Here is a 22,531-nt window from a genome sequence, read left to right on the forward strand (position 1 = left end):
CGCGATCGTGTCTTCTCATTGCCTGCGCGTGGCGGAAAATGGCCGGACGCAGCCATTGCCGGCCCGGGCCGCTTGCCGTCCGATCGCCCGCTAGAAGGCCGAAGGTCGCGTCCTCTCCGCCAATTGGGTTCGGCTATGACCGATCTTTCGCCATCGGTCGAGTTGCCGCGACTACCCGGCCTCGATCGTGGACGAGCGCAGGAAGCGGGCGGCATCGTCAGGAACAAGTTGAAGCCGCAACGCTGCCCGGAGAACCTCAAGGCCGAAGACATGCAGATCTTCATTGAAGTCGCCGAGCCGAGGCAACAGCGAGATCGCTTCAACGCCGGCGTCCTCCGCGCGCCGGGTAAGGATGGCTTGTACGGCGTCTCCGGCGGCATCGGCGTCACGGGCGATATAGAGCCGACGCAAGCCAGCCGGCAGCAACATGGCTGAGAGATGATTGGCCGAAAGCGCAGCAGCCATCGGCAAGGTCGGCAGGACGCAGCGCAGCGACAGCATGGTCTCGATGCCCTCGCCGGCAGCGAGCACATCATCCACCAGGCCGAAACGAACAGCGTTACCGAGCAAGTCGCCCATGGCGCGCCGTGGGGTGTCGATGGGAGCCTTGCCGAGCCGGATGCGATCAAAGCCGTCCGGATCGAGCCAGGTGCGATGCACGCCGCATATCCGCCCATCAAGATTCGTGACGCTGGCTATCATCGCTGGCCATGTTTCCATCGGCAAATGCTCGTCCGGTCGATAGTAGCAACGTGGATGGAAGCGCAAGCTGCCGCTATGGTGGATACTGACTATTCCGCGACGCCGCAAATAAGCTTCGACCACCGTACCGTCGATGGAGCTGGACATTGCAAACAGGCGACGGGCGGCTTGCGGCGAACCGGCTCGCGCCGCTGGACCGTCGGCTTTCGGGGCGGCTTGCTGCTCGCAACGAGGTAGCGTTAGAAAGCGTCTCGCCTCCTCGGTCACCTTGCGAAAATCGCGTAAAGCCATACTTTCGCGGATGATGTCGAGCAGGTCCCCATGTTCTCCGGTGGCGGCATCGGTCCACTTTCCGGCGGGCCCCTTTGTCGATTCCTGGAGCCGTACGAACAACGAGCGTCCTGGCGTATTGCGAACGTCGCCAACCACCCAGTACCGCCCCACCCGCTTGCCATTGGACAGATAGTGTCGGCATACGCCCTCGGCCTCGCGTGCGAGGCGGCGTACCAATTCTGAGACATCAAAGACCATCACGCGCCCTCCCGCTCAACGAAAGGGCTCAAGTTGAGTTTGCTTAAGAGGATGTCGCGCGACGGCGACGGCTTGATCTTCCAAACGGCGCTTGCCATGTCAGCTTCTCCGAACCGGGCGGCCGGGAGCCTCTCTCTCGGCCTCCAACCCGTTCGCGGACAAGCCTGTCCAGCTCTCGCTCTGGCTTTCGGCGGCAAATGGCGTTCGTTGGCGTGTGCCGCGCTATCGGAAAAAACCAGGTCGCGCCGTCACATGGCGGATCGGATGAAGCTCAAATGGCCGCCGGCGGTGGCAGAGGCGGTTATGTTGACTGCCCCTGAGCCAAGACGTTGGGGCGAACACGAAGCTGAACGCACGGAAGTGGGTTCGTGGCAGCGATTGTATGAATCAGCCGATCGTGTCGACGCGAGAAGCCAGAGATTCCGATGTAGCCGTCGCAATCCCATGCGCGGGTCTCGATCCCGCAAGAATTCTAAACTGCCCGGACCTGTCAGTCCGCGATGGACATGACGGCGAGAGAGCAGCGCCCATCACCCCTGAACGAAGGGTAGGCGTACCAGGCCGGAGACCAGGATCTCCGGCCTGGCTGACATTACGCCGCCCGGTCGAGCAACTTCTTGGCCTTGGTCTCCATGTCCAGGCGGACATCTTGATGCGGCTTGTCACGCGCGACGGCGGTGATGCCCTGCACGAAGTCGAAGATGCTTTCAGGCGGGCGGCCCTCCTCCACCAGCACCGCGTCTATCACCTTGCCTGTCTCGGCCTTGGAGAAGCCGCGGCGGCGCAAGAACTCGGTGCGATCCTCGTCACTGCGTGCCACGATCCGCTCGCGAGCGGCCTTGATGCCAGTGACGAAAGGCATGGGTGAAGAGTTGGCGAAGTTCGACAACGCCGGGGCTGCCTCGTGAGCAAAGCGTGCGGCTGCGTATTTGGAATGGCGGATTGTGATCTCCTCGAAATCTTCCACGCCCCACAGATTGCGATTCTGGCAAACCGCACGAAGATAGAAGCTCGCCATGCCGAGGGCCTTCGCGCCAACTTCCGAGTTCCAACAATAGAAGCCTCGGAAATAGAGGTCGGGCGAGCCGTCACGAAGACGACCGGCTTCGATCGGATTCAGATCATCGACCAGAAAGATGAAAACGTCCCTGTCTGATGCATACAGGGTCGTCGTGGCCTTGGAAATGTCGACACGGGGATCGTAGATGCCGCTCGACCAGTCGAGTACACCGGGCACCTTCCACCTTGTATCGCCTGTGCCATTGCCGGCAATGCGCTGGACGGCCTCGACCAGCTCGTGGTCGTAGATCCGGCCATAATCGGGGCCGGTGACGGCGCGAAGCTCCACACGGCTATCCTCGGTCTCGAGCGTTTTGATCTGCTCGAGACGATTGGCGTTCAAGCCATATTGCAGGTTGATGGCCGCGAGTGACGCAGGGAGCTGCCGCAGGTAAGCGGCCGGAGCGCCAACCTGGCTTGCGAGCTGACCGAAGCTCCAATGCGTCGGCGCCACCGGGGTGTCGGAGCCGGGCAACATCAAGGCCAGCCGCTCGGGGTCGGCACGGCTTGCGTTGACATGGATGAGCGCGCTTTCGACCACGCGCGTCCGGCTGCGGTTCGCCCGATCGTGCACCGTGCGGGCCAGCCCATCGAGCGACAGGTAACGCTGATCTGCCGGGCGGGAAAACCACTCCGAGGACACCCGACCGACGCGCTCGCCGCGACTCACATCCACTTTGTATCCGCCGCTCGCAACGCGGCCGGCATCAACAATCTGCGTATTCATGGCAGCAATCTCCATGACGGGCGCGGAAGACTCTCCTCCGACCCTCAACCCGTCATGGCCAAGGCCACCCCACTCTGCCTCTCCCTTTTTACGGCCGCCCCGAGGCCCAAGACATTCCGCGCCGCCGCAGCTACCGTCAGGGATGGAAGCCCGAAGGGTGAAAACCCGGCGCAAGCCGGGGTTTCAGCGTGAGCCGACAGCCCGCTCCCGGAGGGAGACGGCAATGAACCCGGGACCTACGGTCCATGGATGCACACGGCGTGACGATGCCAGATTGCGGCGGCGGAACATACCGATTACGGAAAAGGCGAATGTCCCGTGCCCCTCCGGCCCCCGCACGACTGTATAGGCCACACTATTGATCTTGATGGTCGTCTGTCGCTGGTTCGAACTCGGTAGTGAGCCGTGCTGACGTAACTGAAGAATCAGGGAAGCAGGGGCCGGTTGATCGCGATGGACCCAGTTCGGCCCGACAACAGGGCCGAAGTCCAGATGCTCGGAGCCATTCATTGGCCCTGTTGTTGCGCGATCCAGTCGCTGGTGATGGCGTGAAGTCTCGGCGGAAGACGAAGATCCGGCGGCTTCTTGATTCTGAAAGCCGAGTTCGCGGAACGGTCCCACGACAGACGGCTCGGCTTGATGGCCGCGCTGCATTGCGAATGCGTGGGCGACTTCGCGTACCGTTGAGTCGTCGCTGCGTACTCTGTCTCGGGGCGGCACCGGTCGAGTCAACTCGAGGGTGGCGCGCCGGCGACGCAGGTCCTCCTCTGAAGCAGTGAAACCCGCGCTGTCGCTGGTGTCGTCTCGGCTCTCGATGAAGTTATCGAAAGTGTCGACGCTCTCGTGGCGACGCCCCAGGTCTGGGCCCCTTGATGACGCACAGGCTCGATGGGAAATGACGCGGCGGCTTGTTGACCCGGAGTGATCGGTTCACAGGCGCTATCATGCCGCACAAAGTGACAATCGTCGGGCAACCCAAGCGGCAACCGCTCCGCCGATGCTCCCTGCCTGCTGACGTCCAACCACTCAAGGCACCACTACCGATATCCGTGAATATCCGCCGAGGAGGCAATACCGCCCGAGCTATCTAAATCCGTTGCGGTCGACGATCCCCGTAAGGCCGTCGGTAGGGCGGCTCTGCGACGGCTCTCGCACAAAGCGAGGACCGCCGCGCAACGCAGACTCACGATAAGGACGAGCGAGACTCCCGGCGACGTTCAATCCTGGCCAGCACCGCACGAAACTCCTGCGACATACTGCCCAGCGAATTGTCGCCCGCATTCGATGATCCGAATCTTCGCGCCGCGACTGTTTGCTGGCGAAATCCGTTGGATCGGCTGATGGAAAGGCTTCCATACCTTGGATTTCTTCATTTTCGGTGATTGTTGGCATAGCGTGCAGACAAAGCTCGCTCGATAGACTCCATACCTAATCTCCCGTTGAGAACCGCCAAAGCTGGCTTTCGGGGTGCGGTAGACTGCCCAGCTTAGCTTACAGGATGCTGACAAGCTCGACGACGAAAGCGGTGCCTGCCGTTAGAACGACTCCAGACGTGAGAACTTCAAAGCCGCCAGTCGCGCGCGTCTATCTCCCCCGCCGGGGACTCCGGCCACTTCAGCAGCGCAGATCTTGCACTCGTCCATCCAGTCGTGAGCAGGGTACGACGATACGAATGTCGTATCGCCACAGGTAAGACAACAACTTCGCGAATTTACCCCAAATCTCCTAAACGATGACCACACAAGAGAGATTAGATGAAGCCGCGCTGCACGTACGCTTAACGCGACGCAAGCGGCGCAGGCGGGCGGCGCGGCGTCGAGCCAAACTCGCTCCGTCAAGCAACTCGATCCAGGAGACGTGAATGAAATTGGTGAAGACCTCTGTACTGGCATGCGGCCTTGCGGCTTTCCTTGCTTACCCAGTCATTGCGCAAAGCCTTGCCGCAGATGCCAAGGCTCGCAAAGGCGAAGGATCAAGCGTACAGAGCGGGATAAGCGATGATGAGGACTCGTCGCCTAAGCTCAGGGCCGCTGGCGCAAAAGCGGGCAGGAAGTCGACCAAGGGCGCAAAGAATGCAGCCGACGGCAACGCGTCCGACAATGAGGCAGTTGACGACCCTGCGAATAACACCACGCCGATAAGCAGCAAGCGGCACTGACGCGAAGCCCTGTTGGGATCAACCTCCGGTCGCGCCCTGCGGCCGGAGGTTCAGCGGACGCGCCGCAACATGGATAGCTAGATTGTGATGGTCGCCTGCCTCCAGCAAGACGGCGAAAGAAGGAAGGGTCCAGGCGTGAACTTCCGCGGCTGTCCCGGACGGACGCCCAGGCCCTGACCAACCGCGGCGCAACGGCGGCAATCCTCAATAGTGCGAACAGCTAGATGATCTCGAAGTACCGCCGACGTTCAAAGTCAGTTACCCGATGTTGAACAGCCTCCCACTCCCAGCGCCGGGAGCAGGAAAAGGCCTCGACAAACCTTTCTCCGAACACATCATTGGCCGCCGGCGACTGTGCAAACCGATATGTTGCCTCTGCCAGGCTTTGAGGCAGCCTTCCGGAGCGAGGACACGTTTCCATGCTTGCGTCACCAACGATCGAAGCCGGCAAGTCCGCATCGGTCTCGACGCCCAGCACACCCGAACCGATAGCACATGAGAGAGCGAGATATGGGTTCATGTCTGCACCAGCCAGCCTGTACTCGAGGCGATGTGAAGACGGCTCTCCCGGAATGGCCCGCACCGCGCAGGAGCGGTTGTCAATTCCCCAGCTTGGGCAGACCGGCGCCCAGTAGCCGGGGACCAATCTCTTGTAGCTATTGAAGTTCGGCGCGGCGAGGACACAGAACTCATTCATGTAATTCAGTTGTCCGCCGACAAATTGCCTCATGATCTTTGAGACGTTGCCAAACGCGTTACTATCGTAAAACGCATTCTGGCCGTCCGAGAACACCGAGATGTGAATATGGCCCGACTGGCCGGGCCAATCCTCACAAACCTTGGCCATGAATGTTGCCATCATGCCTTTCGTCTGCGCCCAGGCTTTTATCATTGCCTTGAAGATGATCGCTCGATCCGCAGCTTCCAGGGCATCACAATGATGAAGTGATGCTTCAATCACGCCCGGCCCTGTCTCGAAGTGCAAGCCGCTGAGAGGTATTCTGGCCTTCTCACAAAGCGCCAATATCTCGCCGAACAGTTCCTGGTGCGCGACAGAGCGCGCAATCGAGTAACCGAAAGGCCCTCGCGTGAACGGAGCCCATTGGCCGAACGGTTTGTCCTCAATTGTGTCAGCGTTCTCATTGAACAGCATGAACTCGAACTCGAACCCGGCCGTGCAGCCGTATCCGTGATCAGCTGCCCTTTTCAGGACTTTGCGCAGGATACCTCGCGGGCAGATGTCCTCATGTGCGCCCATAAACTCGGCAAGGTAGAGATCCTGATCGCCGAGATAAGACACCAAACGGCCGGTGCCAGACAGAACACGCAGATCGGCATCTCCGAATGCTGAGAGTGGCTTTTGCGTGTATCCTTCGGGAATGACCCGGTCCGCACAATCCCAGGCCAGCACCGCTTCAGAGAACTTGACGATCTTGTCTCCATCCGAGAGATCTTCACCCAGGACGTGCTTACCTCGAAGGATACCGTCAAAGTCGCTCACGCCAATCATCGCCGCACGAGCCGAGTTCGTGCGCGCCACACGGATGTCGGTCATTCGCCGCCTTCCTGCGCCATCAGATCGAACACCTGGTTCATCCGCAGCGCACGCAATTGGCGATAGTCATCCTCAAGCTGTACCAAGTCGTTATTGACGAGGTACACGATGCCTGGTGTGGACACCAGGTCGATCGTCGGGACCAGCTTTTGGCCTATGGGAACGAATGCGATGGCATCCGCAAAGCTCGAGAGGTTACGGATTGCATCCAATCCGGAGTAACCAGCAACGACACCGCTCATATCGGAAATCAACGAGACGCACAGTGCATGAGCCTGTCGCTTGTAGGCCCCACGCAACCTCATACACTCACCAAATTCCTTGGGATTTGCGTATCGCCAGGCCGTCAGCGACATATGATTGTCACCCAACGCCATGGTCCTGGCCTTTGCCGACATGGTTCCTTGCAGTCTCGCTCCGAAGTCGACCAAAACCGGTCCGCGATCATCGACGATGATCTCCGCATGCGCTGGTCCGTTCACGATCTGCAGCGCCTGCAACGCGCGCACAAGATAATCGGACAGCTCCAGAACGATGGGCTCCCTGGATCCGAGCAACCACTCGCGTGAGCAGACCGACGATGCGCCCTCGACGGGAACGGTCTCATAAGTCCAGGCCTCGGTGATGAACGCTTCTCCATCGATCGAGACGGCATTTACGGTATATTGCTGACCGTTTATTTTCTCCTGTGCAAGCGCCAGTTCATTGAACGCTCCGACCCGGTTCGTCTTTCCGACGATGGCAGTCAGAGCGCGCTCGACATCCGCATCAGCCGAGCAGAAGAACACGTCCTCCGTGCCTGTGCTATTTAGTGGCTTGATCACGATCTCATCGAAGTTCTCTTGACGTTTCCAGCTAGCGATCTCAACGGCATTGTCAGACACGACCTGCCTGATCGATCGCACGCCTGCTGCGGCCAACGCTTCGGACATCCGCGATTTATCACGCCGGGCGGCTGACAAAGCCGTCCCATTCGAGGGCAGGCCCAGTCGCTCCGAGATGGAGTCGGCGAGCTCAACCCCGGTCTCGGACCCCGCAATAACGAACTCCAGCTCCCTGCCGTGGAGCGCCTGAAGATGAAATTCAAGGATCTCGTCGCGCGCCATGCATTCGCGGGGACGAATGACTTCATCATACAGGTCCGCGTTGAAGTGCGACTGGAAGATGGCTGGGATCTGTGCAGCCGACATCACGTGCACCGTTCCAATTCCGTACCGCTTGAACTCTTCAGGTAGAAATCGGCCAGTCGAATATGCGTCGACGATTACACATTTGCGTTCGTTCATGCGGTCCTCCGATACTGCGAGTAGACGTTTCCGACAGCGACAATCGTGATGAGAACATTTCCAACGAACGTATGTAGCGAAGGCACGATGCGAGAATCGAAGTACTGGAACAGGAACGTGATGACAGGGGCGGTGGACAGCACCATGTTGACGGTGAAAGGCTCGACTCGTCGGATACCCTCCTGGATCAAGAGCAAAGGAACAATGATCGTGGATAGCCCGATCGCCGCGATCGCAGGCCAATGCTGCGAGATCTCAAGCACCATGGAGGAATTGTCGACCAGTCCCAGCAGCAGGAGAATCGTTCCATAGAACCGGTGCGCCAACACCTGTCGGCCGGAAAATCCGTGGTCGAACAGCAGTTTGACCAGTATATTTGTAAGCGCCAGCGACAGGCCGGCCACGATTGCGAGGACGATGCCCAAGGACGATCGAGGCCCCCACTGCACGCCCGCATTGCCGCTGACCGAGATCCAGATCATGTAGCCGCCAATCATCGCAATCGTGGCGCTCACGACGATGTCGGATGCTGGCGGGATACCCTTCCGCCTGATCACCGCGTTCAACCACACTGTTGCGGCGGGTCCTAGCGCCACCATGAACGCGACGACGATCGCAGGTTCGGTGTATTTCAGGCCGACAAACAATCCTATCCAGCTGATCGCGGTCACGAGATTGAGCGACACAAAAGCCACGAGCGCTGGCTTCGTCACTCGTGCCCTGCCCGTCCCGTGACCAGCCAGCAGATTGAACGACAGACATACGGCGGCAAAGGACACCAACAGCGCAACGAACAGGTCTGCCTGCTGAAAATACGATGCCGCATACACCTCGCCGGCCGCGCTCAGGACGACGTAAAGCGCCACAAAGAGAACTCCCAGAGCGAAGCGGCTTGTCGATCGCCCGCCGTTGGTCCGAGGCTGTCGCGGCGCAGCGCGCACCCCGAACCATGCCGGCGCGTCGGTTCCGGCGAACTCCCCTTTGGATCTGGGCGGACCGCGTTTGGTTTGAAATGTCACTGTCCACCTCTCGTGCTTCTTTGTTCGGCGTACGCGAGACACGCCTCTCCGAATGCCGTGAATAGTCGCTTGCTCAGCAGATCGGTTGAGGCGTGCCATTCGGGGTGCCATTGCACGGCGATCTGCAGCGTCGGCGCGCCCACGACCGAAACCGCTTCGACCAGGCCGTCAGGCGCCCACGCCTCCCGTCTTAGCGCACTGGCCAGCACCTCTATGCCTTGATTGTGAAGGGAGTTGACCTGTGCTTCGACGGTGCGCGCGATCGGAAAGAGCGCACCTTCCGGACATACCCTGATACTATGCGCGACATCGTACTGGCGATCTCTCGGGCGGTCTGTCTTCTCGGCGTGCATCTGGCCACTTCCCAGACTCCACTCGCTAAGGGATGAGCGAAGCGTGCCGCCGAAATGGACGTTGAGCTCCTGCAGACCGCGGCAAATGCCCAGGATCGGCATTCCCTGCGCAATGGCGTTCCTGATCGCTGCCCCGGATAGCCTGTCCCGGGGACGATCACGGATTCCATTCTCGATGTCTTGCTGATCAGGTGCCGGACAGGACGCAGGCGCCCTCAGAACGGCAGGATCGACGTTGGATTCGTCTCCTGTCAACACGAGCCCGTCGAGAGTCCGCATGAACGCCCGTGCGGTCTCAACCGGCGCATCTTCAGCGTCGATCGTCGGCAATATGACGCACGCCACGCCCGCATGATGAAGCAGGGCCTTGACGTACTTGCGCCGCAACCAATCGCGATGCACACCATCGACCAACAGACGGTTCGAGGTGATGCCGACCACGGCGCGGGCTTTGTCTGGCCGTTGCAACGTCACGCGGGTTGTCCGCTCGTGTTGGCACCGCGCATAGATTGCTCATACAGACGCCGGTTTCGCTCCTTCAACTGAGTGATGACGCTCGGCTGACCTTGCGGCCCCTTGACGAAGAGCCCTCCCCAGCTTGCGGCAACCTTTGCGTAAGCCGGATCTTGCATCCTGATTTTCTGGGCTTTGTGCAACAGCCAGAACGGGATGCCGGGCGAGAGGTGATGCTCGAGGTGATATTCATCCAGGTTTTGCCCAAGGATAGCCCGCTCCAGGAAATTCCCTTTGCGATTCCTTGTCAGATAGACGTTCTGCGTCTCGGTCTCGCACATCGGTGAGTGCTCGGCGAGTTCAACAAACCAGCCAAGCACCTGGAACGTGGTGAGATAGGGCACGATCCAGAACAGGATCACGATGTGGAGCAGCCCAAGGGCATATGATCCGCCCAGGATGCAGATCCAGAAGAGATAGAAGCCATATTTGTCGATAAGTATGCCCGAGCGGCTCTCGTCCTCGGCATCTCTAATCGAAAACCGGTTGGTCCAGAGATACTTCAGGTACGACACCGTCGCACCGCCAAATATCGGCTTCCAGATCAGGTTGAACGCGTATCGCTCAGGCGGCTGCACGTCGTAAACACCGTTGGCCAGGAAGAACTTCAGGTCAGGATCCTTGTCCGGGTCGCCGAGGTATGGATGATGCAAATAGACGTGTGAGATCCGGTAGGCCCAGTGGCGCTGGAACAGCGGATAGGCAGCGAACAGAATCCCGAGGACGTAGTTCCAGGTGGTGTTCTTCGCGAGCGTGCGGTGAGCCGCATCGTGCGCGATCGTCGTCAATCCGCGCTGGTAGGCGCCGATCAAAAGAACCGCGAGTGGATACAACCACCATGAGACCGACACGGTCGCGAGCGTGCACGCCGCGATCACGGTGTAGTCTTTCGCGATATAGGCAGCACCCGTTATGTTATCGGGCCTCAGCTCGGAGAGCTGCTTATTGATCTCGCGGCTGAATGGAACGGCCTCATAGCGTGACGACTTCAGTTTCCAAGCTTCTGGCTGATTCATGGGAATCCCTTCCTGATCACTTTCCAGGTTGTCAGATTGCGGAGAGCGCCTTGTGCAGATCGCGGACAATGTCGTCGACGTCCTCGATGCCGACGCAAAGCCGGATCGAACCGCCGAATATGCCGGCGGCCTCGCGCTTTTCCCGTGGAACGGTTGTGTGTGTCGTGGAAACGGGATGCGTCACCAGCGTGCGGGCATCTCCCACATTCGAAACGTGATACATCAAGTCGACGTTTTGGATGAACTTGCGTCCGGCCAGCTCGTCCTCCACCTCGAACATGACCATTGCGCCGTGCCCGTATGCCGGGTTGAGCGTCTGATCGACGGTTTCCCGATCCGCTCCTTCGAAAAGCCCCGGATAGAAGACACGGCGTACCTTTGGATGCTTCTTGAGAGCGTCTGCGACGACCCTGGCGTTGGCGCAGTGCTGCTTCATGCGAAGCGGCAGCGTCTCAAGCCCCTGGATCAGTTGGAAGCTCGCAAACGGAGCGATCGCAGCCCCCGTATCGCGCAACCAAGTCATGCGGGCCTTCAGCAGAAACTCGCTCTTTCCAAGATCGTCGACATCTTGCAGCGCGCTGCGCCAGATGATCCCGCCATGCGCCTCGTCAGGACCGTTGAACAACGGAAAGCGGGAGGCTCCGCGGTAGCTGAACTTGCCGTTGTCGACAATCAGTCCGCCCAGTGTGGTGCCATGGCCGCATATGTATTTCGTCGCGGAGTACGTCGTGATCGCAGCACCGAGATCTGACGGCCGGCATACCAGTGGCGTCGTCGTATTATCCACCACCAGGGGAACGCCGTACTTCCGACCGATCTCCGCCAGCTGCTTGACCGGAAGCGGAATCAGACAGGGGTTCGAAATCACCTCTCCGAACAGGCATATCGTGCGATCATCGATGGCACGTTCGAACGTCTCGGGCCTTCGAGGATCCGCCGTCCTGACGCTGATGCCAAGACGCTTCAGCGTGTTATGGAGCAGGTTCCAGGTATTGCCATACAGATATGGCGAGGCGACGACATTATCCCCGACCTGCCCGCTTGCCAGGTTGACGATGGCAAGGAAGGTTGCCGCTTGCCCTGATGCGACGGCGAGCGAATCCCTTCCCGTATCGACCGCCGCATACCTTCTTTCCAGCGCGCGGGTCGTCGGATTGATGATCCTTGTATAGGTGAACCCATCAGCCTTTACGTTGTAGACATCGGCAATGTGGTTCAGATCGCCATCGAGTTCATAAGCCGTGTTCTGATATATCGGCACGGCCACAGCCTTCGTCACCGGGTCGCGACGGTAACCCGCGTGCAGAACGGCAGTCTCGGGGGACCATGGCACCTGCGCGCCCGCTGCCACGCGAGGCGGCACCTTGACGAGGGCCTGGGATGTCTCCTGGGCGGATATTGGTCGCGCTGCCGCACCCTGTCCAGGGCGGAAGTATGTCCGGAAGGCGCAACCCAACTGCTGAATCCAACCGGATTGAATTTCCCCGATGCAGCCGATCCGGAAACTCCGCGTCGCAATGTGCAGCTTGGAGTAGATGTAAAGGTTGTGGCTCGCCAGGTGGCGGTACAGCCCGTCAAATGCTGCCTGATCCGCCATCCCCGACGGCGCAACGAACGCAACGCAGACCGGCGACTGCACGTTGGCGGCTAGCAGCGGGGAGACCACTCCCTCGAGTTCCTTGAGGAGATCGTCCCTGACCTTCTCATACCTGCGGCGACGGGCAGGAATGCTCTCTTCCTCCAGGATCTCCAATGCCCTGGTCGTTGCCTGAACGATATGGGTGGGAGGTGTCGAACGCCATTCACCTGTGCGTTCCAGCGAGAGCCATTGGTCTCTCACGTCGAGCACAAATGACCTCGGCTCTTGAACCGCCTTCTCCAACAGTTCGCGAGAGGCGATGACAAACGCTACGCCCGGAGGCCCCTCTATGCACTTGTTGCTCGACGTGACTAGGACGTCAGGGCCACCCTTGCTCAGGTCAATATCGATGCCGCCAAAAGAACTCATCCCGTCGACGATCGTCTTCACGCCACGCCGCCTCGCCTCCTCCACGATCGCATCCAGCGGATTGACGATGCCGGTCGTGGTCTCGCAATGAACGAAACACAGGTGCGTAACGCCGGGATTTCGGTTCAGATGCTCGCCGATCTCCTGAGGATCCAAAGGGTCGGTCGCCCGCTTGGCAAGCGTCTGCGCTTCGACACCCCATAGCCGCAGCATCTTGTATATGCGCTCGCCATAGATGCCGTTTATGCAAACGAGTGGTTTGTGGGCTGAAGACACGAATGTTGACAGAGCGGCTTCCATCGCAAAAGAGCCGCCTCCCTGAATCGGGACCACCGAATAGTCGTCGGCATTTGCCAGCAAATTGAGGATCAGCCGCCGCATGCGGGCGGTCACTTCCTTGAACTCGCAATCGCGCGATGCAAGGTCAAGCTGCATTTGGCTCCTGACATCCAGCGATAACGACAATGGACCAGGCGTCAGCAAAGAACGCTGTCTTGTCACACTATTCCCCCTCAGTTGTATTCATCGATGCATCTGGAGCAAAACCGCCCCAGCAAAGAGACGGCGAGCGCCGTTCAAGAGCTTTGAGCCCTGCGCGATAGAGCCCGGGTGCGCTTCGGATCGGCAGTCGAAGAAGCTGCCCAGGGACAACCTGCACATCCAGTCGCAGATGCGAAGTGATGTCCCGCAAGGCTCTTGAGCGATGTCCTTCAGATCTCCCAACAGTTCGCATTATGACCGCCCCGCGAGCCCCATCTGGCGCGACGCGCCACTCTGATCCGGCCATACGCATCCCGCAGATTTGAGCGCGAGTGTCGGCTTGTCGCCGCGCGTCGACAGTCCAACCGGACGGCTTACGCGCGCCACTCCGGCAATATTGAAATCGGATCAGCAGTGCGCGTCGGACCGTGGCGGCCGGCCCGGATCCCGGCACGGCGCATTTGATGATTGCCGCTTCCTGCGTGAGCCTAAGACTTGAGACATTCGCACACTGTCGCTCGTTGGAGGTTTTGACGACCCTCGCCGTCTATTTTTCAGATCGTACAACTTGACGTTAGGTGCGTTTCAACCCTCTCCGGAATTTTCTCGTGTGAATTTTTCCTGACGTACGCGTCCACGTTCGGGAGACAAGACGACCTGTGCGGAGATTCTCGGACGAGCTCCGTAGTCGCCTGGAGTTCAATGACGCTGTCGGAAATCACCTGAGCTCGATGGCCACGGACAGGTGAGCTAGCCTGCTCCGCCCGCTGTTGCGTGCGCGGCGCTTTGCCACATCGGCAAACAGATACACGGGGTCTGTTTGCGCCTGCGTGTCCGTTAGACAGGTCGCGCCCGGTTCTGCAGTTCTTTGACCTTGAGCCCGATCACATAATTCAACCCGTGCCCGGCCGGCGCGGTGGGAGGCCTCCCGCTCAGCTTATGGTTGGGTCATGGCGGTCCAGCCGGTCCTTTTGCAGGCTGTCGGACAAACAATGACGCAGCTGGAAGACAATGGAGGACGCCCGCTGCTTTCTCGCGTCGCTCCTTCCGATCAGATGATCGCTCATGCTCCGATGCTCGTTGATGCGCGAACGGCGGCCAGCAAGCCAAGGTGACGCTATCGAGCAACTTGCAGCTCTTTGCGTCAGCTTGGGGTGGTCCTCGCAGGTGACCTAGCATTGACGACGCGGTGTTTGCGAGTTCCTAAGACCATTCGATTGTGTTCGCGAAACTCCGGGTGCGGTACCGTCATCTCGTGCAATGTTGCGCGGATTATGCCACCCGCGTGGTGAAAGCTCACCCTCTTTCCGCTCGAGACACTTGCCGCGGGGATCGGGTTTCCAGGACTCTCGATGGAGCGTGCGGAAACTAGACTTTGGAACGGAACGATGAGCGCATGTCCAACAAAGAGTAATCAGATCGCGCGGGTTCGACGGCAGGCTTTTCTGACAGAACGATGATGGTCCAGAACGCGGGTCGCTGAGGACGTCGCTTGTTGATTAAACCTCCTGAGTGCCGCACGTTTGGATCGCAAGTCGTGCGCGGTCTGTCAGCAACCGGCCGCACGATTTTCCGTCGTGTCTGCCTGGCCGCTGCGCTCTGTCGAGTACCGCCTCTGTTTGTGTCTACTCTTGCATCGTGACCCGCTTGGCACATGAATTGCTGAGAACCTCATCGGCTTGGCTGTTTATCTTCACGCCCCCCAAGGCGGCCAAGCTGGCGAAGCAAACTTAGCGCGGGTGGCTCCTCCAAGCACCCGCGTCTTCTTTCCGAAGCGCAGTAAACCGGGGGATTTCGGCACCAGACTCTCTGAGAAGATCGAGTCATGGCCCGTAAGAGCCATTAAAGAATGCATGCCGGTTTTGGGTGGTCGAAAGGACACATCGAAGCTCGCCTGGTAGTTGCGGCGAATAAAACCTTGCTTCATAAGCCAGCCCCTCACGATCACTTCACCGAAGTGTGCCGCAAGGCACGGGCTCAAATTCATTTCGGCTCTCCAGGAAGACGCTCTGCCAATTCCGAGAAGCGCGTCACGCCCGCCCAGCGTGTGAGCGCGCAGAAGATGGCGTCGGCCAGCTTACTGCTTGCCTGATCAAGCCGAATTTTGTTCACAGCCATTTTTGGAATGCGTCGTCTAGCGGCCGGACTACGACAATTCACGCCTTGATCGGCGAGAGACCGCCCCTTGTGCTCTGTCCCGTAGCATCAACGACATTATGTTTGTACGAAGGCGGCCTTGCTCCTGACCAGGCCTGGTATCGGCCTTATTTCATCAGCGCTTCGACCTCTGCTCGAAACGCGTGGCGCGAGGCATCTCGTGAATAGAACATGTGGCCGCCCGGAAACACAACAAGTTTGACGCGCGGTGTGGAGGCAAATGGCGGCAGTTGATCGAGCACGATCTGTGATCCGAAATATGGCGTGGCGAGGTCAAATAGCCCGTGCGCCACCAGCAATTTCATGTTCCGGTCCGTCGCCATGATCTTGCGCAGCTCCGAAACTGACTCCGGAGGGCTGCGGCCGAAATCCCAGGCCTCCCTGACCTTGCGATTGGCCAGTTCATAGGAGCCCTCCGACCGCCAGCCAAGCTTGCGCGTAAGGAGATCGACAGTGGCGCTGGTCAGAGGCGCCACCAGCGTATCGCTTGAGGGATCGCCTGAAAGCTGGAAATCGGAATCCGGATATGGATCGAGGCCACGCACAGAGGCATCATACCCGCCGATTAACTTGCCATTCTTGCGGTCGAACTCACGGCGGAATTCGGCGACTTCGAAACGGGCCGGCGAGCCGTCTGCTGACCGCTTGGTCGATGCCGGTCAGCACCGCGACCTTGTTGGCCAGACGCGTAGTTGCTTCCTTGTCGGCCTGGCCCTTGATGAGATCGACCAGAAACTCGCCGCGCGCATAAGCTTCCACGTCGGCGAGATCGGCTCGGTTTACCGAACCTTCGGCTTCACGCAGGGTCGCGACATAGCTGGGCAGCGTGGCGACGTACTGCAGCACGCCCTGCCGGCGCTGTAGTCGAACACTGGCGAGACCATGATCAGGCCCTGACGCCTATGCCCTGCCGCATCTGCAACTGGTCGACGACCTTTGGCCCACGAATGCCGCCATAACTTTCACCCGCGATGTACTTCGGCGACAACAGCCGGTCATGCTTTTCGAGCCAGCGACGGATCACCAGCGCGAGCGCGTTGACGTCGCCCTCAACGGAATAGAGCCACTTGCGCGCGTCATCGCCGGTCGCCGCGAAACGGCTATAGCCGGTGCCTACAGGATCAAGAAACACCAGATCAGTGAAATCGAGCCACGTTTCCGCGTTTGGACTCGCCTCGGGAAAGGTCGATGGCGTGACCTCGTCAGCATTGATCGGCAGCCGCCACGGTCCGGCATTGCCAAGCTGCAGCCAAGCCGATGATGAGCCTGGTCCGCCGTTGAAGAAGAATGTCACCGGGCGCGTGCCGAGATCAGCGCCTTCAAGCTGATAGGAGGTATAGACGATATCGGCCTGCGGCTCACCCTTATCGTCGAACAGGCGGATGGAACCGACGGTCGCGACGAAAGAAAGCGTCCGCCCAGGCAGCTCAAGCGTGTGCCTGGTGCTGGAGTCCGGCGGCAGGCGATGCTGCTCGGTCAGCGACGACATGCCCAGGTTTTGCCCGCCACCACCCTTCTGGCCGGCCGGTATTGTGACCTGGGCGGGCGACGGATTGTTGGCCCAAGCGCTCCCCATCGCCCCAGAGGCAAACAGGATCAGCGCAAGAGAGGTGAGACCCGGAGCGGTCAATTTCATCGCGTTTCCCCTGCCCGGCGCGGCCCTTGGTGCGCGAGGCGTGTCTGTCAAAACGGCCCTAACCACTAGCTCATGCGGCTGAACGACAAAGCTACCGGATCGAGTAGTCGTCACCCTCGCCCGAGGCGCAAAAACTCGTCATTCCACACACTTCCACGAAGTACGCGTCACGGTTTAGCAAAGCGCCTCCAGAGGGCGATGGTCATGCCCGTGGACATTGCGCACAAAGCGAGGCTGTGGCTCTAGATTGACGATGGGCAGAGCAACTGCTTCGAGAATAGTTCGAGAGTAACGCGACATCAGTGAAGCGCATTGTCGATCTGTGTGCTCAAGAGCAATCGCAGTATCCGGCCGTTGGATGCCAATCAGCTCGCTGATTTACGAGTGGGATGTCGGCGCCGCGTCACGCCATCAGGGCAATGTTGCGTGGACGGCCGCGATCCCAGACAAGTCAGCAGCGACCCAGACTACCTGCATCTCGACCGGATGAGCGGCCCGATGACCGGGCGCGGGAACTCTTCCACCGTGGCAGGCCAATGGGGATCAGCAGCAGCTGAGGAATATCGGTCGAGTTCCATGCCTAGGCAAGCGCGGACGCCGCCGAGCACCGGCCACATTGCTCGGCATCCATAGTGCTCTTGCATTGGCGTTTCAGCGCCCTCGACTACCTCGGCGCGCGTTTTGGACTGCCGCCACAAGCCGCAACCTCCGCCCAACAATCGGCAGTCTCATAAATCCGCACACTCGCGCAATTGGGAATGCGATCAAAGAACCAACGGGCGATGATCTCGGCGGTTGGGTTCTCCAGTCCGTCGACATCGTTGATCAGTCGGTGATCGACGAGCTTCAGCAGCGGCTCCAGCTCGGCATCCATTTCAGCGAAATCCCTCACGAATCCTCTCGCGTCTACCTGTCCGCGCATCACCACTTCCATACGGTAGTTGTGGCCGTGTAGGTTCTTGCATTTATGGCCATCGGGGAGATTGGGAAGGCGATGAGCTGATTCAAAACTATAGGTGCGGCCAATGAGCGTGATCACTCCATCATCGTCGTTCATTCCGTAAGTCCCTCGCGCCAACGATTTGCTCCGCAGAGAAGGGCCTGCTAACTCTCGCCGGCCCTTCCTTATCAGATTGACGGAGCAATGCCAGGCCGAGCAAGGCCGAGAGAGCAGAGCCGAGGCCCGGCAGTATCAGCGTGACCGCGTAACCTAATCTTGCCACGGCAAACCCACTCGCCGCGAAGCCCACCAACGCTGACGCCGACATTACCGAAGTCAGAAACGTGACATCTGTGCCCGCCTTGCCCGGCCGGGCGAGCCCGAGAAACCAGTTCGTGAACGTGACATGTTGAACAGCGAGTGCCGCGAACACGATGCCGACGCTCACGACGGCGCTTACGCGAACGCTGACGTAGCGATCAACCATCGCAAGTGCGCCGAAACTTATCGCCATGACTGCGCAGCCCCCGATCAAGCCTCGCTGCGGTGCCATTCGGCCGATGATGGCGCTGGTCAGCGGCGCTACCAGCGTGTACGTCAATACGTTCGAAAGCGCTCCGATCCATCCAATGTCTGCCGCGGCGAAGCCGAGGTCAACGAGCCGTAACTGAACCGTCGCGAACGCCACAGCGATCCCGATAACCGCCGGCGCGATCAATGCGGCCGTCGTCCACAGGCCATGGTAGCGAAAGATCGCGGAGATCGAGAGGCGCTGCGTCGAGCTGCATCGGTCGCTGCGTTGGAGCGGTTCAGAAATAGCGAACACCCAACCAGCGAAAACGGCTAGCAGCATCGCCAAACCCAACAACGCTGGACGCCAGCCGACCATCTCGATCAATTGGAGGCAGACGGCGCCGCCGATGACATGGCCGATGGCCCGGCCCCAACCCAGCAGCGCTGCGCCGAGCGGCCGTTCGCTGGAATCGAGAGCTTCGGCTATATAGCCCAAAGTCGCGATCCGCTGCGTGGCGGCGATGGTCGCAAGTACCAGGGAGACAAGAAAAAGCGACACAAAATCGGTCTTCGGGTTCAAGAATGCCATTGCTGCCAGCACAATGGTACTGGCGAATTGGGTCAACAGGATCCACGAACGTCTCAGCCCGAGACGATTGAGGCTCCATCGATCCACCACCGGGGCCCAAAGGAAGTTAACGGTGAATGCAAAGAAAGCGGTGCCGTAGAGGCCGACTAGTTCCAGGCTGGCACCGTTGCCCCGAAGGATCACAGGAATGGCCGAATAGATGAACGCGATCGCCAGATACTGCTGACTAGCCAACGCAACCATCCCAATGAGTGGCACGTAACGATTTCCCATCTGCCTATTCCTCCCGAAATCGATTGCGCACGTGCCTTAAGAGAACGGTTTGAAAAGACAGCGGCTAGCCGTTATCAGTTCGGATCAGGCCATACTCGATGAATGCACACCGCGCCTGCCCTTCATCTTGTTGCGCCCAGTTGCCTTCCCAGTAGACGGCACTGTCGACGTCACATTGACAAGCAAGGCTCCCTGACGGACGCCAGTCGCAGCCATCGCCGACCCAGCGCGTCTCCAGCTCCTCAGGGAGGTCGACAGCGTCATCGCTGGTTAGAAATCCACGGTCCGAGGAGAAGCTGCACTTGCCCGTGGCGTTATCCTCTCCAAGGGTCGCGCTTGCCGTCGGCAAGGCCAGCGCAGCAGCGACAACTGTTCCTGCCCGCATCATCACGTCTTCACCACGCGTTCGTGCAATCGGGTAATGGCGTCGAGCGCCGACAGGATCGCTCCCTCCTGCCATGGCAGCTGCGAGGCGTGCTCGCCTGCCAGCGCGATGCGGCCGTCGATCTGGCACAGATTGCGGTAGTGCTGTGCGCGGGCGGCCTCGGTCCACTGGCCGGCGCAGCCGAGCGTGAACGGCACGCGATGCCAGGCCACCGCGACGCCGTGCTCGAATTCGTTCCTGTATTGCGGATGGATTGCGGCACCGAACTCGACCGCGCTGGCGACCCGCTCGGCCGGTGTCATGGCGGTGAACTCGAACGAATTGGCGCCCCCATGGATGTAAGCGCCGAGCAGGATGCCGCGGCCGCCACTGTTGAAGCCAGTATTCGGATAGGCGATCTGCTGGATCGGCAGGTCGGTGTAACTGATACCGCCATAGATCGCCTCGTCCTCTTCCCAGAACCGGCGTTTGAACTGCAGCCCGATTTTCACCGAGGCGACGTAGGGCACGGAATCGATCGCATTTTTCATCGGCCGGCCGACATCGATCGGCAACTGGCTCAGGATCGACAACGGGATGGTGCAGATGCACCAATCGGCGGTCGCCTGCTGCACGACGGATGGACTGGTCGTGTCGACATAGCTAACAGTGACGCGGGAGCTGCTCTGCTGGATCTGCGTCACCTTAGCGTTAGTGCGGATGAGATCGCCGACCTCGCGCGCGAACGCCTTGCCGATCATGTCCATGCCGCCGACCGGCTGGAGCATCGTGGTCTGAAAATCATAGCGCGCATAGCTCTGCAAATAGCGCCACATCCGCGATCGCAACAGCTCCTGCAGCGAGACCGGATCGCTGGGCAACGGATCGCCCATCAAGCCGCCGCCGGGATCGCGGGCATAACCGCGGAACTCGGCGGAGACGAGGTTGGCGTTGTACTTGTAGTCGCGATCCAGCGCGCCCCAGTCGCGCAGCGCCTGCAGCAGAATCTCCTGATCTTCCGTGGTGACGAAATCGTCGAGCCTGCCCTGCTGGCTGACCTTCGCCAGCAGCTCCGCCACGCCGCCCTGGAAATCGGCCTTGATGCTGCGAAAGCGCCGCGGCTTGCTGTCGAATGCGCGCGTCGCGTGCAGATAGGCATTGTGGTTGAGCTGGATGAAGGGTTCCAGCGTCACATTGAGCCGGCGGCAATAATCGAGCAGCGCGCGGTGGTGACCAGGAATCCGCCACGGACCGGGATTGAGATAGAGCCCCTGCTCGAACTGGCAGGTCTGCTTGAAGCCGCCGAGCTCGGTAAAGTTGTCCCCGCCGCGGATCGACCAGTTGCGGCCGCCGGCGCGGCTGTTGAATTCGAGGATCTGGACCTTGTAGCCGGCCTTGCGCAGCTCCAGCGCCGCCGTCATGCCGGCAAGCCCAGCGCCAAGAATCAGCACGGAAGCGCCCTTGACATCGCCCGCGAGCTTGAGCGGCCCCTTGTAGGCGGACTCGGATGCGAAGCCGAGGCTCGTCATCGCGTGATACATCGCCGAACTGCCGGCGATGGTGCCGATCAGCGCCAGCAGATCCCGCCGCCTGATCACAGATTCATTCTGCACCGGCGTTCACCCCTCCGGCTCGTGCGATCAGTTCCGAGAAAGTGCGCACGCTGCAGCGCAGACTGGCGGCGCTGCCGCGGTGCGCCTCCGAGATCGTCTTCGATTGTCCCATTCCCACATTGGTCGTGTACCGCGTCGATCGTCGTCGATAAAAAAATAGCTATCTATCCGCAGTCCTGAGGTAGGCAGGCCGATCCGCGGTCGCTTCAAATGCAGGAGCTGGTCAGTACGCCTGAGTTGATGAACCAACGTCCGGTCACCTCTAGCGACGATTAGCGAGCCGTCGATCAGAGCTCGACGCGTCGAAGACGCGGACGTTTCGTTCCTTGAGGCGCTTGACGGACATGTAAAGCCGTTCGACGGAAAACGAAGCAGTTGATCACGCGGCACGAGCCCATTGAGCGACTTCTTAAGCATTCGACTGAGTCTGTTGTGCACCAGCAAGAGCGATGCCAACATTGCACGACATCGAAAGGCGGAGAAGCGGACTAGCCCAGATGTGCGGCAGGCCAGACGATGACTGATGTCCTCGGAGGTGTTGCCGCTCTTTTATTGGCGATTTTCGAGCTCAATTTTCGGAGGTTTCTGGTTCTGGTCGCAGAACCAAGCCACCCCGCCAGCGATTGCGGACAAAGCAAACCAGTAGAGCACCGGGACTAACCGCGCTTGGCCATGGAGCGCAAATGCAGTTTTGAACGCCTGCAATCGGCCATTTCGATGTCGCTTGGGCCGGTGGTATTGAACCCGACATTGTTCGATGTCAGACGCACGGAGCTAATGACGCCGAAAACGCGCGATAATTAGCTCGATCTTGTCCATCACGTGCAACGATAGTCGCGTCGGCCGAACGCGGACCGTCGCAGTTGCCCTCTTGCATCGGACCGCTGAGGATTGCGGCATTGGCATGCCCGCCTTCTTGGACAGCCACGGCTTCGGTCGCGCCGGCGACGCCAGTCACGCAGCTTGTGTGCTTGAAGCCGTTTGTCATAGCCATTTTTCTTTATGGCGACCGTCACGACCCAACCATCTACCTTGCTGG

At 59.9% G+C, this 22,531-nt stretch carries 16 protein-coding genes and 1 pseudogene; 1 reads left to right on the top strand and 16 read right to left on the bottom strand.

Translation table 11 applies throughout. The features are described 5' to 3' along the window. Positions 1–171: 171 nt before the first annotated feature. Positions 172–1,233, bottom strand: a complete 1,062-nt coding sequence (locus tag ACVILL_RS03780) for a DUF7146 domain-containing protein (RefSeq protein ID WP_456727918.1) — start codon at positions 1,231–1,233, stop codon at positions 172–174. Positions 1,234–1,825: 592 nt separating this feature from the next. After that, a complete protein-coding gene (locus tag ACVILL_RS03785; RefSeq protein WP_456727919.1) occupies positions 1,826–3,019 on the bottom strand; it encodes a DUF932 domain-containing protein in 1,194 nt (397 codons plus the stop codon). 1,861 nt (positions 3,020–4,880) lie between these two features. On the opposite strand from ACVILL_RS03785, the gene ACVILL_RS03790 reads away from it, so the two are divergent. After that, the gene (locus ACVILL_RS03790; protein ID WP_456727920.1) at positions 4,881–5,177 is read left to right on the top strand and encodes a hypothetical protein; all 297 of its coding nucleotides are present in this window, start codon (positions 4,881–4,883) and stop codon (positions 5,175–5,177) included. A 220-nt stretch (positions 5,178–5,397) separates the two neighbouring features. On the opposite strand, the gene ACVILL_RS03795 is transcribed toward ACVILL_RS03790, so the two are convergent. The 14 genes and pseudogenes from ACVILL_RS03795 to ACVILL_RS03860 form a co-directional block, all read right to left on the bottom strand. After that, positions 5,398–6,732 carry a glutamine synthetase family protein gene (locus ACVILL_RS03795; RefSeq protein WP_456727921.1) on the bottom strand — a complete coding sequence of 445 codons (1,335 nt, stop codon included), beginning with the start codon at positions 6,730–6,732 and terminating at the stop codon, positions 5,398–5,400. Beyond that, positions 6,729–8,018: an ATP-grasp domain-containing protein gene (locus ACVILL_RS03800; RefSeq protein ID WP_456727922.1), complete on the bottom strand. Its 1,290-nt coding sequence runs from the start codon at positions 8,016–8,018 to the stop codon at positions 6,729–6,731. The genes ACVILL_RS03795 and ACVILL_RS03800 overlap by 4 nt, the downstream gene beginning before the upstream one ends. Beyond that, a complete protein-coding gene (locus tag ACVILL_RS03805; protein WP_456727923.1) occupies positions 8,015–8,884 on the bottom strand; it encodes an EamA family transporter in 870 nt (289 codons plus the stop codon). The genes ACVILL_RS03800 and ACVILL_RS03805 overlap by 4 nt, the downstream gene beginning before the upstream one ends. Before the next feature lie 149 nt (positions 8,885–9,033). Beyond that, positions 9,034–9,864, bottom strand: a complete 831-nt coding sequence (locus tag ACVILL_RS03810; protein ID WP_456727924.1) for a gamma-glutamyl-gamma-aminobutyrate hydrolase family protein — start codon at positions 9,862–9,864, stop codon at positions 9,034–9,036. Next, complete coding sequence (gene rtxC / locus ACVILL_RS03815) at positions 9,861–10,919, bottom strand: dhydrorhizobitoxine desaturase (RefSeq protein WP_456727925.1); 1,059 nt, start codon at positions 10,917–10,919, stop codon at positions 9,861–9,863. Before rtxC ends, ACVILL_RS03810 begins: the two co-directional genes overlap by 4 nt. Positions 10,920–10,950: 31 nt before the next feature. Continuing rightward, positions 10,951–13,362, bottom strand: coding sequence for a 2-aminoethylphosphonate--pyruvate transaminase (locus ACVILL_RS03820; RefSeq protein ID WP_456727926.1), 2,412 nt, complete (start codon positions 13,360–13,362; stop codon positions 10,951–10,953). 977 nt (positions 13,363–14,339) lie between these two features. Then, complete coding sequence (locus ACVILL_RS03825) at positions 14,340–14,474, bottom strand: hypothetical protein (protein ID WP_456727927.1); 135 nt, start codon at positions 14,472–14,474, stop codon at positions 14,340–14,342. A gap of 626 nt (positions 14,475–15,100) precedes the next feature. After that, on the bottom strand, positions 15,101–15,394 hold the full coding sequence (locus ACVILL_RS03830; RefSeq protein ID WP_456727928.1) for a hypothetical protein: 294 nt from the start codon (positions 15,392–15,394) through the stop codon (positions 15,101–15,103). Next, positions 15,391–15,525 (bottom strand): hypothetical protein, encoded by a 135-nt coding sequence (locus ACVILL_RS03835; RefSeq protein ID WP_456727929.1) that lies wholly within the window; start codon positions 15,523–15,525, stop codon positions 15,391–15,393. The genes ACVILL_RS03830 and ACVILL_RS03835 overlap by 4 nt, the downstream gene beginning before the upstream one ends. A 146-nt stretch (positions 15,526–15,671) precedes the next feature. Then, positions 15,672–17,200, bottom strand: a pseudogene (locus ACVILL_RS03840) (S10 family peptidase). A 664-nt stretch (positions 17,201–17,864) separates the two neighbouring features. Next, entirely contained in the window at positions 17,865–18,257 is a 393-nt protein-coding gene (gene queD, locus ACVILL_RS03845; RefSeq protein ID WP_456727930.1) for a 6-carboxytetrahydropterin synthase QueD, read from the bottom strand. Beyond that, positions 18,244–19,515 (bottom strand): MFS transporter, encoded by a 1,272-nt coding sequence (locus ACVILL_RS03850; RefSeq protein WP_456727931.1) that lies wholly within the window; start codon positions 19,513–19,515, stop codon positions 18,244–18,246. The genes queD and ACVILL_RS03850 overlap by 14 nt, the downstream gene beginning before the upstream one ends. A gap of 64 nt (positions 19,516–19,579) precedes the next feature. Beyond that, the gene (locus ACVILL_RS03855; protein WP_456727932.1) at positions 19,580–19,903 is read right to left on the bottom strand and encodes a hypothetical protein; all 324 of its coding nucleotides are present in this window, start codon (positions 19,901–19,903) and stop codon (positions 19,580–19,582) included. Further along, the gene (locus tag ACVILL_RS03860) at positions 19,903–21,492 is read right to left on the bottom strand and encodes an FAD-dependent oxidoreductase (RefSeq protein ID WP_456727933.1); all 1,590 of its coding nucleotides are present in this window, start codon (positions 21,490–21,492) and stop codon (positions 19,903–19,905) included. The genes ACVILL_RS03855 and ACVILL_RS03860 overlap by 1 nt, the downstream gene beginning before the upstream one ends. Positions 21,493–22,531 lie beyond the last annotated feature (1,039 nt).

It is taken from the genome of Bradyrhizobium sp. USDA 3364 (genome assembly GCF_054056355.1).